This is a genomic window from Streptomyces sp. NPDC056361 (genome assembly GCF_042262805.1).
In the GTDB taxonomy this organism is placed as follows: Bacteria; Actinomycetota; Actinomycetes; order Streptomycetales; family Streptomycetaceae; genus Streptomyces.
Window position 1 is genome coordinate 15,625 of record NZ_JBHJQI010000114.1, and the last position, 11,963, is coordinate 27,587.

The 11,963-nt window shown below is 73.0% G+C and carries 13 protein-coding genes; 5 read left to right on the plus strand and 8 right to left on the minus strand.

Going from position 1 to position 11,963, the window contains the following annotated elements; all coding sequences use genetic code 11:
- Positions 1 to 4 precede the first annotated feature (4 nt).
- The 3 genes from rsmD to ACFCY7_RS29390 all read right to left on the minus strand — a co-directional run bounded on the left by rsmD (position 5) and on the right by ACFCY7_RS29390 (position 4,535).
- A complete protein-coding gene (gene rsmD / locus ACFCY7_RS29380; RefSeq protein ID WP_376489082.1) occupies positions 5 to 586 on the minus strand; it encodes a 16S rRNA (guanine(966)-N(2))-methyltransferase RsmD in 582 nt (193 codons plus the stop codon).
- 77 nt (positions 587 to 663) lie between these two features.
- On the minus strand, positions 664 to 2,856 hold the full coding sequence (recG, locus tag ACFCY7_RS29385; RefSeq protein ID WP_376489083.1) for an ATP-dependent DNA helicase RecG: 2,193 nt from the start codon (positions 2,854 to 2,856) through the stop codon (positions 664 to 666).
- A gap of 59 nt (positions 2,857 to 2,915) precedes the next feature.
- Positions 2,916 to 4,535, minus strand: a complete 1,620-nt coding sequence (locus ACFCY7_RS29390) for a DAK2 domain-containing protein (RefSeq protein ID WP_376489084.1) — start codon at positions 4,533 to 4,535, stop codon at positions 2,916 to 2,918.
- A 236-nt stretch (positions 4,536 to 4,771) separates the two neighbouring features.
- On the opposite strand from ACFCY7_RS29390, the gene rpmB reads away from it, so the two are divergent.
- Positions 4,772 to 4,957, plus strand: coding sequence for a 50S ribosomal protein L28 (gene rpmB, locus ACFCY7_RS29395; protein ID WP_003957616.1), 186 nt, complete (start codon positions 4,772 to 4,774; stop codon positions 4,955 to 4,957).
- Between the two features lie 186 nt (positions 4,958 to 5,143).
- Here the strand turns inward: rpmB and thiD are convergent, their stop codons facing one another.
- Together thiD and ACFCY7_RS29405 are read right to left on the minus strand one after the other, a co-directional pair.
- Positions 5,144 to 5,944: a bifunctional hydroxymethylpyrimidine kinase/phosphomethylpyrimidine kinase gene (gene thiD, locus ACFCY7_RS29400; protein ID WP_376489085.1), complete on the minus strand. Its 801-nt coding sequence runs from the start codon at positions 5,942 to 5,944 to the stop codon at positions 5,144 to 5,146.
- The gene (locus ACFCY7_RS29405; protein WP_017235962.1) at positions 5,941 to 6,903 is read right to left on the minus strand and encodes a thiamine-phosphate kinase; all 963 of its coding nucleotides are present in this window, start codon (positions 6,901 to 6,903) and stop codon (positions 5,941 to 5,943) included. Before ACFCY7_RS29405 ends, thiD begins: the two co-directional genes overlap by 4 nt.
- 233 nt (positions 6,904 to 7,136) lie before the next feature.
- Here ACFCY7_RS29405 and ACFCY7_RS29410 point away from each other — a divergent pair, with 233 nt between their 5' ends.
- Positions 7,137 to 7,370 (plus strand): Lrp/AsnC family transcriptional regulator, encoded by a 234-nt coding sequence (locus ACFCY7_RS29410; protein ID WP_015036438.1) that lies wholly within the window; start codon positions 7,137 to 7,139, stop codon positions 7,368 to 7,370.
- 23 nt (positions 7,371 to 7,393) lie between these two features.
- On the plus strand, positions 7,394 to 7,888 hold the full coding sequence (locus tag ACFCY7_RS29415; RefSeq protein ID WP_376489091.1) for a DUF3515 domain-containing protein: 495 nt from the start codon (positions 7,394 to 7,396) through the stop codon (positions 7,886 to 7,888).
- Between the two features lie 30 nt (positions 7,889 to 7,918).
- Here the strand turns inward: ACFCY7_RS29415 and ACFCY7_RS29420 are convergent, their stop codons facing one another.
- The 3 genes from ACFCY7_RS29420 to ACFCY7_RS29430 all read right to left on the minus strand — a co-directional run bounded on the left by ACFCY7_RS29420 (position 7,919) and on the right by ACFCY7_RS29430 (position 10,909).
- Complete coding sequence (locus ACFCY7_RS29420; RefSeq protein WP_376489086.1) at positions 7,919 to 9,058, minus strand: D-alanine--D-alanine ligase family protein; 1,140 nt, start codon at positions 9,056 to 9,058, stop codon at positions 7,919 to 7,921.
- Between the two features lie 100 nt (positions 9,059 to 9,158).
- Positions 9,159 to 10,160 carry an NAD(P)H-dependent glycerol-3-phosphate dehydrogenase gene (locus tag ACFCY7_RS29425; protein ID WP_376489087.1) on the minus strand — a complete coding sequence of 334 codons (1,002 nt, stop codon included), beginning with the start codon at positions 10,158 to 10,160 and terminating at the stop codon, positions 9,159 to 9,161.
- Positions 10,157 to 10,909, minus strand: coding sequence for a lysophospholipid acyltransferase family protein (locus tag ACFCY7_RS29430; protein WP_376489088.1), 753 nt, complete (start codon positions 10,907 to 10,909; stop codon positions 10,157 to 10,159). The genes ACFCY7_RS29425 and ACFCY7_RS29430 overlap by 4 nt, the downstream gene beginning before the upstream one ends.
- Positions 10,910 to 11,035: 126 nt before the next feature.
- Between ACFCY7_RS29430 and cofC the strand changes: the two genes are divergently transcribed.
- The gene (gene cofC, locus ACFCY7_RS29435) at positions 11,036 to 11,683 is read left to right on the plus strand and encodes a 2-phospho-L-lactate guanylyltransferase (protein WP_376489089.1); all 648 of its coding nucleotides are present in this window, start codon (positions 11,036 to 11,038) and stop codon (positions 11,681 to 11,683) included.
- 10 nt (positions 11,684 to 11,693) lie between these two features.
- Positions 11,694 to 11,903, plus strand: a complete 210-nt coding sequence (locus tag ACFCY7_RS29440) for a hypothetical protein (protein WP_367824174.1) — start codon at positions 11,694 to 11,696, stop codon at positions 11,901 to 11,903.
- Positions 11,904 to 11,963 lie beyond the last annotated feature (60 nt).

Below are 11,963 nucleotides of genomic sequence, written 5' to 3' on the forward strand. Positions count from 1 at the left end.
CCGGTCATCGTGCGTCTTCGCACGTAGAGGCGGCGCGACCGTACCAAAACGTTCCCTCACCGTAGCGACGGGACCGCAGGGGTTCGAAACCGGTCGGCCAGCCGAATTCACCGCCTCGAGTGCTGCGCTCCACGGTGACGAGGGCATCCTCGCTCAGCCAGCCCCCCGAGCGCAGTGTGAGGAGAATCTCGCGCAGTTCGGCGTCCGAGACGGCGTACGGCGGGTCGAGGAAGACCAGGTCGTACGGGTCGGCAGGGGCCGGACCCGTCACGATCTGCTCGGCCTTGCCGGTGCGGAGTTCGGCGCCTGGCAGGCCGAGCGAGGCGATGTTCTCGCGGACCGTCTTCGCGGCGCGGGGCTCGGCCTCGACGAGGAGGGCGTGGGCGGCGCCCCGGGAGAGCGCTTCGAGGCCGACGGCGCCGGAGCCCGCGTACAGGTCGGCGACCCGGGCCCCGTCGAGGCCGTGGAACGCCTCCCAGGTGGAGAAGAGGCCTTCCCGTGCCCGATCGGAGGTGGGGCGGGTGCCGTTGCCTGGCGGCACGGCCAGGCGGCGCCCGCCGGCCGTGCCGGCGATCACGCGGGTCATCGGTGTCCTCGTCCTGCGTCGTTGTCCTGTACCTGTTGCGTGTGCAACAGGTACCAGGATAGGGCGGCCGCTCTTGCTCAGCCCTTCTCCAGGTACTCCTCCCGCTCCTCGCTGAGCAGCGCGTCGAGCGCGGTGCGCAGCCCGGGGTGGGCGGCGAGGTCGGGGTCGGCGAGGACGAGGGCGGTGGCCTCCTCGCGGGCGGCGGTGATGACGTCCTCGTCGTCGATGACGGTGAGCACCCGCAGCGAGGAGCGGACGCCGGACTGGGCCTGGCCGAGGACGTCGCCCTCGCGCCGCTGTTCGAGGTCGATGCGGGAGAGCTCGAAGCCGTCGAGGGTGGCGGCGACGGCGTTCAGGCGCTGCCGGGCGGGGCTCGCCTCGGGCATCTCGCTGACGAGGAGGCACAGGCCGGGGGCGGAGCCGCGGCCGACGCGGCCGCGGAGCTGGTGGAGCTGGGAGACGCCGAAGCGGTCGGCGTCCATGATCACCATGGCGGTGGCGTTGGGGACGTTGACGCCGACCTCGATGACGGTGGTGGCGACGAGGACGTCGAGCTCGCCGGCCGCGTAGCGGCGCATTACGTCGTCCTTGTCGTCGGGGTGCATGCGGCCGTGCAGGACGGCGATCCGCAGGCCCGCGAGGGGGCCGGCGCCGAGCTTCTCGGCGACGTCGAGGACGGCGAGCGGCGGGCGCTTCTCGGCCTCGTCCTCCGGGGACGCCTTGGACTTCTTCTTCTGGTCCTCCTCGTCGCCGATGCGGGGGCAGACCACGTACGCCTGGTGGCCGTTCCCGACCTCCTCGCGGACCCGTTCCCACGCGCGCGCGAGGAAGTGGGGCTTGTCCGCGGCGGGGACGACGTGGCTGGCGATCGGCGAGCGGCCGGCGGGCAGCTGGTCGAGGACGGAGGTCTCCAGGTCTCCGAAGACGGTCATGGCGACGGTGCGCGGGATGGGGGTGGCGGTCATCACGAGGAGGTGGGGCGGCTGCTTCCCCTTGCCCCGGAGCGCGTCGCGCTGCTCGACGCCGAAGCGGTGCTGCTCGTCGACCACGACCAGGCCCAGGTCGTGGAACTGCACCTTGTCCTCGATCAGGGCGTGGGTGCCGATGACGATGCCCGCCTCGCCCGTGACCAGGTCGAGCAGGGCGTGGCGGCGGGCGGCGGCGCCCATGGAGCCGGTGAGCAGCACGACCTTGGTGGCGCGGTCGGCGCCGCCGAGCATGCCGCCCTCGGCCAGTTCGCCCATCATCTCGGTGACGGAGCGGTGGTGCTGCTGGGCGAGGACCTCGGTGGGGGCGAGCATCGCGGCCTGTCCCCCGGCGTCGACGACGGCGAGCATGGCGCGCAGGGCCACCATCGTCTTCCCGGAGCCGACCTCTCCCTGGAGGAGTCGGTGCATCGGGTGGTCGGTGGCGAGGTCGTCGAAGATCTCCGCGGAGACCTTCCGCTGGCCGTCGGTGAGGGTGAAGGGCAGCTTGGCGTCGAAGGCGTCGAGGATGCCGTCGGGGGCGGGGCGGCGGGGGACGGCGGGCAGCTGGGTGTCGGCGTGCCGCCGGCGGGCGAGGGCGACCTGGAGGACGAACGCCTCGTCCCACTTGAGCCGTTCGCGGGCGTCGGCGATGTCGGCCTTGGTGCGGGGCCGGTGGATCTTCCGCAGGGCGTCGGGCAGGTCGGCGAGGCCGCGGCCCTCGCGCAGCGCGGGCGGGAGCGGGTCGACGGCGTCGCCGGCGCTGGGCAGGACGGCGTCGACGGCCTTGGCGACCTTCCAGGACTCCATCTTGGTGGTGGCCGGGTAGATCGGGATGAGGGCGCCGGCCCAGGTGTCCACGGCCTCGTCGCTGTCGCCGCGGAGGAGTTCGTACGACGGGTGCGCGAGCTGGAGGCGCCGGTTGAAGAGCGACACCTTGCCGGCGAACATCGCGCGGGTGCCGGGGAGCAGGTCCTTGTGCGGTTTGTGGACGCCCTTGCCGAAGAAGACCAGTTGCACGCGGCCGCTGCCGTCGGTGATGGTCACTTCGAGGCGCTGGCCGCGTCCCTTGGAGCCGTTGAAGGTGAGCACGCGGGCGTCGGCGACCTGGGCGACCACCGTGACGTGCTCGTCGAGCGGCAGGTCGGCGAGGGTGGTGAGCTCCCCGCGCTCGGCGTACCGGCGGGGGTAGTGGTGGAGCAGGTCGCCGACCGTGTGCAGGTCGAGCGCCTCGGCCATCACCTTGGCGGTGGCGGGACCGAGGGACTTCTTGAGTGGTTCGTCGAGCGCGGGCACGCGTTCCATTCCACACCAAGGGACCGACAGTCGCGGCGAAGGCCGTGGACGACCGCCGGGAAAGCGGCCTATTCCACCCCGATGAGCAGCGGCGGCGCCCCCGCGCCCGCGTGGTACGTGGTGGTGTCGACGGCGAGGTAGCCGCGGCGGACGTGCCGTTCCAGGTCGGGGGCGAGGTCGGGCGGGGTGTCGTCGGCGACGACGAGGGTGACGAGTTCGCCGCCCGCCGAGAGCATGCGGTCCAGGACGGTGCGGGCGGTCTCGGTGAGGTCGGTGCCGATGACGGCGACGTCGCCCTCGATGAGGCCGAGGACGTCGCCGGCCTGGCAGACGCCGGCCGAGGTGAAGGACTGGCGTTCGGCGACGGCGAGTTCGGCGTAGCGGGTGGCTCCGGCGGCGGCGGTCATGGCGACGACGTCCTCGTCGAAGCGCCGGTCGGGTTCGTGGACGGCGAGGGCGGCGATGCCCTGGACGGCGGCCCGGGTGGGGATGAGGGCGACGCGGATGCCCTCGGCCCTGGCGCGTTCGGCGGCGGCCGCGGCGGTCTGCCGCAGGTCGGTGTCGTTGGGGAGGAGGACGACCTCGCGCGCGTGGGCCCGCCGGATGGCGTCGACGAGTTCGTCGCCCGCGGGCGGTTCGCCGGGGCGGGTCTGGACGGTGGTCGCGCCGGCCTCGGCGCAGAGTCCGGCGAGGCCTTCGCCGGGGACGACGGCGACGACGGCGCGCTGGGCGCGTTCGCCGCGTCCGGCCGTGGCGGCGCCGTCGGCCGCGAAGTGGGTGATGCAGATCCGGTGCGGCCGTCCGGCCTCGACGCCGGCCTCGACGGCGGCTCCCGCGTCGTCGACGTGCACGTGGACGTTCCAGAGCCCGTCGCCGCCGACGACGACGAGGGACTCGCCCAGGGCGTCCAGCCGCCCGCGGAGCAGTTCGACGGCGGTGTCGTCGGCCTCCAGGAGGTAGATCACCTCGTAGGCGGGCCCGCCGTCGGTGGGGCAGTCCTCGCCGGGGTCGGGTGCGGCGGGGCGGCGGGGGGCCGTCGCGGGGTCGGGCGGGGCCTGTCCGGTGACGGTCTCCAGGAGCGCGCCCAGGATCGTCACGAGGCCGCGTCCGCCCGCGTCGACGACGCCGGCGCGTTCGAGGACGTCCAGTTGCCCCGAGGTGGCCGCCAGGGCCGTCCTGGCGCCGTCGTAGGCGTTCCCGGCCACCTCCACGAGGGTGCCGCCCGTGGCGCAGGCCCCGGCGGCGGCGGTGGCGACGGTGAGGATGGTGCCTTCGACGGGGTGGGCGACGGCCCTGCGGGCCGCGGTCGCGGCCTCGGCGAGGGCGCGGGCGAGGTGATCCCCGTCACATCCGTCGGCGAGGACCCCGGCCATGCCGCGGAGCAGCTGGGACAGGATGGTCCCGGAGTTGCCGCGGGCGCCGAGCAGGGCGCCGTGGGCCATGGCCCGTACGGTCTCCGCGGTGTCGGGCGGGGAGGCGGCGAAGACCGCTTCGACGGCCTGGTGGGCGGCTTCCGCGGTCAGGTAGAGGTTGGTGCCGGTGTCCCCGTCGGCGACCGGGTAGACGTTGATCGCGTCGATGTCCTCGCGCTCCCGGCCGAGGGCGTCCAGCGTCCGCGCGCACCAGGTCCGGAGGGCTTCCGCGTCGAGCTCGACGAGCTCCTCGGGGGGCTGAAGGGCTCGCGACAACGGGGGTCCTCCTTCTGCGGTGAGCTCACCGCAGGGTAGACCCGGGGTGTCCGGCCTGTGACCTGGGCCCGGGGCGAGGTCGGCGGAGACCATGGTAGTTTCGTTCCACCGAAGCAGGCGTTGTATGCTGCTTCGGTTGCCCGGTCCACACCGGGCCGTTCCCCGGCAAGCCACTTCAGACTCCTGATTCCGGTGCGCCGGATTTCACTGTAATTCTGAAGTCTTTGGAGTGACCCGTGGCTGCCAACTGCGACGTCTGCGGCAAGGGGCCGGGCTTCGGCAACAACATTTCGCACTCGCACCGCCGTACGTCCCGTCGCTGGAACCCGAACATCCAGCGCGTGCGTGCCGTGGTCGGTCGGACGCCGAAGCGGCTCAACGTCTGCACCTCGTGCATCAAGGCCGGCAAGGTCTCGCGCTAATTGCGACGTTCTGTCGTAGCGCAGCCCCTGCGGTTGCCTTGAAAGGCCGGTTCACCTCGGTGAACCGGCCTTTTGCCATGCCCGGAAACGGCCGGGCCCGACACCGCGGGGCCTGATCGGTCGCCCCTGATCGGTCGCCCCTGACACCGCGGGGCCCCGAACGGCCGGGCCCCGCAGCGCGGGCCGTCAGGCCCCGAAGCGCCAGCCGTGGTCGACGGGGCCGATGCCCCCGCCCAGGGCGAATCCGGCGGCGATGGCCCCCGTCACGTACTCCTTGGCCTGCCGCACCGCCTCCGGCACCGGCAGGCCCTTGGCGAGCCCCGAGGCGATCGCCGAGGCGAGGGTGCAGCCCGTGCCGTGGGTGTGCCGGTTGTCGTGGCGCGGGGCGCGCAGCCAGTGCTCCTCGGTGCCGTCCGTGAGCAGGTCGACGGCGTCCCCGCCGCCGGGCAGGTGCCCGCCCTTGATCAGGGCCCAGCGCGGCCCGTACGCCAGGACCGCCTCGGCGGCCGGCCGCATGCCGCCCTCGTCCACCACGTGCACGCCTGTGAGCTGCGCCACCTCGTCCAGGTTGGGGGTGGCGACGGTCGCGCGGGGCAGCAGCCTCGTGCGGACGGAGTCGAGCGCGGCCTCGGCGAGCAGGGAGTCCCCGTGCTTGGAGACCCCGACCGGGTCGACGACGACGGGGGCGCCCGTGCCGTCGAGCAGGTCGGCGACGGTCTCCACGAGCGCGGCGGAGGCCAGCATGCCGGTCTTCACGGCCTGGACGCCGATGTCGTCGACGACGGCCCGGTACTGGGCGCGTACGGCGTCCACGGGCAGCTCCCAGACGCCCTGGACGCCCCGCGAGTTCTGGGCGGTGACGGCGGTGAGCACGCTCATGCCGTGGACGCCCAGCGCGAGCATCGTCTTCAGGTCGGCCTGGATGCCGGCGCCGCCGCCGGAGTCGGATCCGGCGACGGTCAGCACGAGCGGGGGCCGGGAGGTCACTCCGTCTCTCCGAAGTGGTCCCAGCCGCCCACGCTGTGCCAGGGGGCCCCGTCGACGGTGACCTGCGGCAGCGCGGACGGGTTGAGGACCTCGCCGATGACCTTCCAACGGGCGGGGAGCTTCACGTCGGGCGGGAAGGTGGCCACGATGGCGTGGTCCTCTCCCCCGGTGAGCACCCACTGCATGGGGTCGACGCCGACGGCCTGGCCGATGTCGTTCATCTGGGTGGGGATGTCGATGAGCCCGGAGCGCAGGTCGATGCGGACCTTGCTGGCCTCGGCGATGTGGCCGAGGTCGGCGATGAGGCCGTCGCTGACGTCGCACATGGCGGTGGCGCCGAGTCCGGCGGCCGCCGGGCCCGCGTGGTACGGCGGTTCGGGCCTGCGGTGGGCCTCGACGAAGGCCCGCGGGGACCGGAAGCCGCGGGAGAGGACCGCGTATCCGGCGGCGGACCAGCCGAGCCAGCCGGTGTAGGCGACGACGTCGCCGGGCTGGGCCCCGCCCCGGGTCACCGGGTCGTGGTTGCGCAGATCGCCGAGCGCGGTGATGGACACCATGATCGTGTCGCCGCGGACGACGTCGCCGCCGACCACCGCCGCGCCCGCGACCTGACATTCATCGCGCAGTCCGTCCATGAGTTCGGTGGCCCAGGTGACGGGGAGCTCGGCGGGTACGACGAGGCCGAGGAGGAGCGCGGTGGGGACCGCGCCCATGGCCGCGATGTCGGCGAGGTTCTGCGCGGCGGCCTTGCGGCCGACGTCGTAGGCCGTCGACCAGTCGCGGCGGAAGTGACGTCCTTCGAGGAGGATGTCCGTGCTGGCCACCACGCGCCGGTCGGGGGCGGAGACGACCGCGGCGTCGTCGCCGGGCCCGATCCGCACCGCCGGGGTGGAGGTGAGCCGGGACGTGAGCTCTCTGATGAGCCCGAACTCGCCCAGCTCTCCGACTGTGCCCTTCACCGCGTCTCACCTCGTGTCTTCGTGCCGGCCGGCGGGCGGGGGCGCGTCTGGGCGCGCCGCGGGTCGCGGGCCGTCACCGTGCTGGGTACCGTCAAGTAGACCGTCAACTTCTGTCCTGCGTACGCCACACCCCGGGTGCCCCGGGACGCGCGGGTCTCCCCGCGGCCCGCGGCGACGCGGTACCGTGGCGTCCCTTTCTCCCACAAGATCCTCGTGGTCGCCCTGGAGGTTCCGTGGTTCAGGCGTACATCCTCATCCAGACCGAGGTGGGCAAGGCGTCGACCGTCGCCGACACCATCTCCAAGATCCCGGGGGTGCTCCAGGCCGAAGACGTGACCGGTCCGTACGACGTCATCGTGCGCGCACAGGCGGACACGGTCGACGAGCTCGGCCGCATGGTGGTCGCCAAGGTCCAGCAAGTGGACGGCATCACGCGCACCCTCACCTGCCCGGTCGTTCATCTGTAGCCCCCGTCTACCCTTGGCCGGTGATGTCTGCCCACCGGCCTTTCGGCCTGCCCGCCGCCGTGTCGGCCGCCGTCCTGCTGCTGGCCGTCGCCGGCTGCTCCTCGACGGGCGCCGCGGCGTCCGTCGAGGTTCCCAGCCCCCCGGTGGAGGAGGCCGCCTTCTGCCAGGCCTTGGCGAAGGAGCTTCCCGACACCGTGGCGGGGCTGGAACGGAGTGATCCGGAGCCCGGCTCCGAGCTGACCGCCGGGTGGGGTGACGGTGCGATCGTACTGCGCTGCGGGGTCCCCCGGCCCGAAAAGATGAGCGACCCGAAGTCGCAGGGCGTCTCCGCGAACGGCGTGCGCTGGATGCTGGAGTTCGCGGAGGGCGGCGGCCCCCGTTTCACCACGGTGTACCGGAAGACCTATGTCGAGGTGAGCCTCGACGAGCGGTTCGCGCACGACGCCGGTCCGCTGGTGGACCTCGCCTCCCCCGTGGCGAGGACGATCCCCTGCGGCCTGGATCCGGAGTGCGGCTGACCGCACCCCGGACCGTGCGTTCCGGTGCGTCTAGCGCAGGCCCGTGGAGCGGTTCAGCGCCGCCTGGATGAGCCGGTCGACGAGCTCGGGGTAGCCGACGCCGCTCTCCTGCCACATGCGCGGGTACATGGAGATCGGCGTGAAGCCCGGCATGGTGTTGATCTCGTTGATGACGAACTCGCCGTCCTCGGTGAGGAAGAAGTCCGCGCGGACCAGGCCCTCGCAGGAGACGGCCTCGTAGGCGGCGACGGCCAGGCGCTGGACCTCGGCGGTGGCCTCGTCCCCGATCGGGGCGGGCACGATGCCGGAGGCCGAGTCGATGTACTTGGCCTCGAAGTCGTAGAAGTCGTGGTTCGTGACCGGCGGGATCTCGGCCGGCACGCTGGCGCGCGGGCCGTCCTCGAACTCCAGGACGCCGCACTCGATCTCGCGGCCGCGCAGCAGCGACTCGACGAGGATCTTGGGGTCGTGGCGGCGGGCCTCCTCGATGGCCTCGTCGAGGCCGGAGAGGTCGTCGACCTTGGTGATGCCCATGGACGAGCCGCCGCGGGCCGGCTTCACGAAGAGCGGCCAGCCGTGGTCGGCGGCGAACTCGACGATCCTCTTGCGGGCGGCGGCCGGGTTCTGCTCCCACTCGCGGGGGCGGATGACCTCGTACGGTCCGACGGGCAGGCCGAAGGAGACGAAGACCCGCTTCATGTACTCCTTGTCCTGGCCGACGGCGGAGGCGAGGACGCCCGCGCCGACGTAGGGGACGCCGGAGAGCTCCAGGAGGCCCTGGAGGGTGCCGTCCTCGCCGTACGGGCCGTGGAGCATCGGGAAGACCACGTCGACCTCGCCGAGGGCCTTCGGCACGGCGCCGGGCTCGGTGAGGACGACCTCGCGGTTGGCGGGGTCGACGGAGAGGACGACGCCGCCCTCGGCGGACTCGGCCAGGTCGGCGACGTTCGGCAGGGCGCGGTCGGCGATGGCCATGCGCTCGGGGGCGTCGGCGGTGAGCGCCCAGCGCCCGTCCGTCGTGATGCCGATGGGCAGCACGTCGTACTTGTCCCGGTCGATGGCGCTCAGGACGGCGCCGGCCGTGACGACGGAGATGGCGTGCTCGGAGCTGCGTCCGCCGAAGACGACGGCCACGCGCGGCTTGCGGGGGCTCTGGGTGTTCTCGCTCATATCGCGATGAGCGTACCTTGCGACTCCCGAACTGCTGAGCGCCCCGCTGCCGCCGCGCGCGTACGGCGCAGCGGGTGCGCGACCGGCGGCGGGCGACGGTTCAGCGGCGTTCGGGCTTGGCCGAGCGCGACATCAGCTCCTTGAGCGCGACGATCGGCGGCTTGCCGTCGTGGACGATCGAGACGACGGTCTCGGTGATCGGCATGTCGACTCCGTGGCGGCGGCCCAGATCGAGCACGGACTCGCAGGACTTGACGCCCTCGGCGGTCTGCTTGGTGGCCGCGATGGTCTCCTGGAGGGTCATCCCGCGGCCGAGGTTGGTGCCGAAGGTGTTGTTCCGGGAGAGCGGCGAGGAGCAGGTGGCGACCAGGTCGCCGAGGCCGGCGAGGCCGGAGAAGGTGAGCGGGTCGGCGCCCATGGCGAGGCCGAGGCGGGTGGTCTCGGCGAGGCCGCGGGTGATGAGCGTGGCCTTGGAGTTGTCGCCGAGGCCCATGCCGTTGGCGATGCCGACGGCGAGGCCGATGACGTTCTTCACGGCGCCGCCGAGCTCGCAGCCCACCACGTCGGTGTTGGTGTACGGGCGGAAGTACGGGGTCATGCAGGCGGCCTGGAGCCGCTGGGCGACGGTCTCGTCGACGCAGGCGGCGACGGCGGCGGCGGGCTGCCGGGCGGCGATCTCCTTGGCCAGGTTGGGGCCGGTGAGGACGGCCACGCGCTCGGCGGGCACGTCGGCGACCTCGGTGATGACCTCGCTCATCCGCTTGGCGGTGCCGAGCTCGACGCCCTTCATGAGGGAGACGAGGACGGTGTCCGGGGCGAGCAGCGGCTTCCAGGCGGCGAGGTTGCCGCGCAGGGTCTGGGAGGGGATGACGAGGACGGTGAAGTCGGCGTCGCGGGCGGCCTCGGCCGGGTCCGCGGTGGCCGTGATCGCCCCCGGGAGTTCGACTCCCGGCAGGTAGTCGGGGTTCGTCCGGGTGGCGTTGATCTCCTTGGCGAGTTCGGCGCGGCGGCCCCAGAGGCTCACCTCGCACCCCGCGTCGGCGAGCACCATGGCGAAGGCGGTGCCCCAGGATCCGTTGCCGAAGACGGCTGCCTTGGTCACTTGGTGCCCTCCTCGGCGGCCTTGCGCCGCTGTTCCAGGCGGGCCTTGCGGTGGTCGTACGGTTCGGCGGGCGCCTTCTCGCCGCGGACCTCCTCCAGGAGGGCGGTGATGGCGGCCATGATGGTCTCGGTGGCCTCGCGGAGCACCTCGGGCGTCGGCTCCAGGCCGTGGAAGCGGGAGAGGTCGACGGGCGGACCGGCCTGCACGATCAGCGTCTTGCGGGGGAACAGGCTGAGCTTGTTCTCCTTGGCGTACGGCGGCATCGCGAGGTTGGCGCCCCACTGGGCCACCGGGATCACGGGGGCCCGGGTGAGCAGCGCGACGCGGGCGGCGCCGGTCTTGCCCGCCATGGGCCACATGTCGGGGTCGCGGGTGAGGGTGCCCTCGGGGTAGAAGGCAACGCACTCGCCGCGCTCGATGGCGTCGACGGCGGCGCGGAAGGCGTCCAGCGCGTTGGTGGTCTCGCGGTAGACCGGGATCTGCCCGGTGCCGCGCAGCATCATGCCGACGAAGGGGGCCTTGAAGAGGCCCGCCTTGGCCAGGAGGCGCGGGACACGGCCGGTGTTGTACTGGTAGTGCGCGTACGACAGCGGGTCCAGGTAGGAGTTGTGGTTGACCGCGGTGATGAATCCGCCGTCGGCCGGAATGTGCTCCATGCCGCGCCAGTCCCGCTTGAACAGAACCACCAGGGGGGGTTTGGCGATGACCGCCGCGAGGCGGTACCAGAAGCCGATTCTGCGGCGGGGCACTCGGACACCTTTCTCCGGGACTGGCTGGCAGGGGGTCAAGTGTCGCCCCGTGCTCCTGCTGTGTCGAGGACACCGTACGCCCCGGACCCCGCCGCGGACCGCCTGGGCGGGACAGAATGGGCCGCGATGAACACGGACACGGACGACGACTGGTCGCTGGTCGTACCTCTGAAGCCCCTTGCCCTGGCGAAGAGCAGACTGGCAGCGGCGACGGGAGCCCGGTTACGCCCCCGGCTCGCGCTGGCGTTCGCCGAGGACACCGTGGGGGCGGTGCTGAACTGCGCGCGCGTACGGGATGTGGTGGTCGTCACGGACGATCCCGCGGCCGGTGCGGCGCTCTCGGCCCTCGGCGCCCGGATCGTGCCGGACCTCCCGGCGGCGGGGCTCAACGCGGCGCTCGGGCACGGGGTCCGCGCGGTGCGGGCCGGTCGGCCGCACGCGCGCGTGGCCGCGCTCAACGCGGACCTGCCGGCGCTGCGGCCCGCGGAGCTGACCCGGGTCCTGGACGCGGCCCGGAATTTTCCGAGGGCATTTCTCGCGGATGCCGCCGAAATAGGTACGACATTCCTCTCGGCGGGTCCGGGGGTGGAATTGGAACCGGCATTCGGAGGTGCGTCGAGGTTGCGCCATTTGTCTTCGGGAGCGGTGGAAATCCGGCTCGCAGGGGTGGATTCCGTACGCCAGGACGTGGACACCGGGGAGGATCTCGCGGCGGCCGGGGCGCTCGGGCTCGGTCCGCGGACGGCCGCCCGGTGGCTGCCGGTGGCCGGATAGGCTGCGGTCCATGCAGGCGACCGCGTTCACGTACGACCCCGAGACCCGCAGCGGCAGTGTGCTGCTCGACGACGGCACCCCCGTGGAGTTCGGGGCGGAGGCCTTCGAGGCGGGCGGGCTGCTCCTGCTGCGGCCGGGCCAGCGGGTGCGGATCGAGACGGAGCCCGGCACCTCGGGGGCCGGGTCGCGGATCACGCTGGTGACGCTGCAGACCTTCTGACCCGGGGCTCTCGCGCCGCCGGGGGGTGTGGACGCGCCGCGGGCCGGGCTCCCTGGGGGG

Coding starts and splice junctions, on each gene's coding strand:
- rsmD (WP_376489082.1), bottom strand. CDS start 586: ATGACCCGCGTGATCGCCGGCACGGCCGGCGGGCGCCGCCTGGCCGTG.
- recG (WP_376489083.1), bottom strand. CDS start 2,856: ATGGAACGCGTGCCCGCGCTCGACGAACCACTCAAGAAGTCCCTCGGT.
- ACFCY7_RS29415 (WP_376489091.1), top strand. CDS start 7,394: ATGTCTGCCCACCGGCCTTTCGGCCTGCCCGCCGCCGTGTCGGCCGCC.
- ACFCY7_RS29420 (WP_376489086.1), bottom strand. CDS start 9,058: ATGAGCGAGAACACCCAGAGCCCCCGCAAGCCGCGCGTGGCCGTCGTC.
- cofC (WP_376489089.1), top strand. CDS start 11,036: ATGAACACGGACACGGACGACGACTGGTCGCTGGTCGTACCTCTGAAG.
- ACFCY7_RS29440 (WP_367824174.1), top strand. CDS start 11,694: ATGCAGGCGACCGCGTTCACGTACGACCCCGAGACCCGCAGCGGCAGT.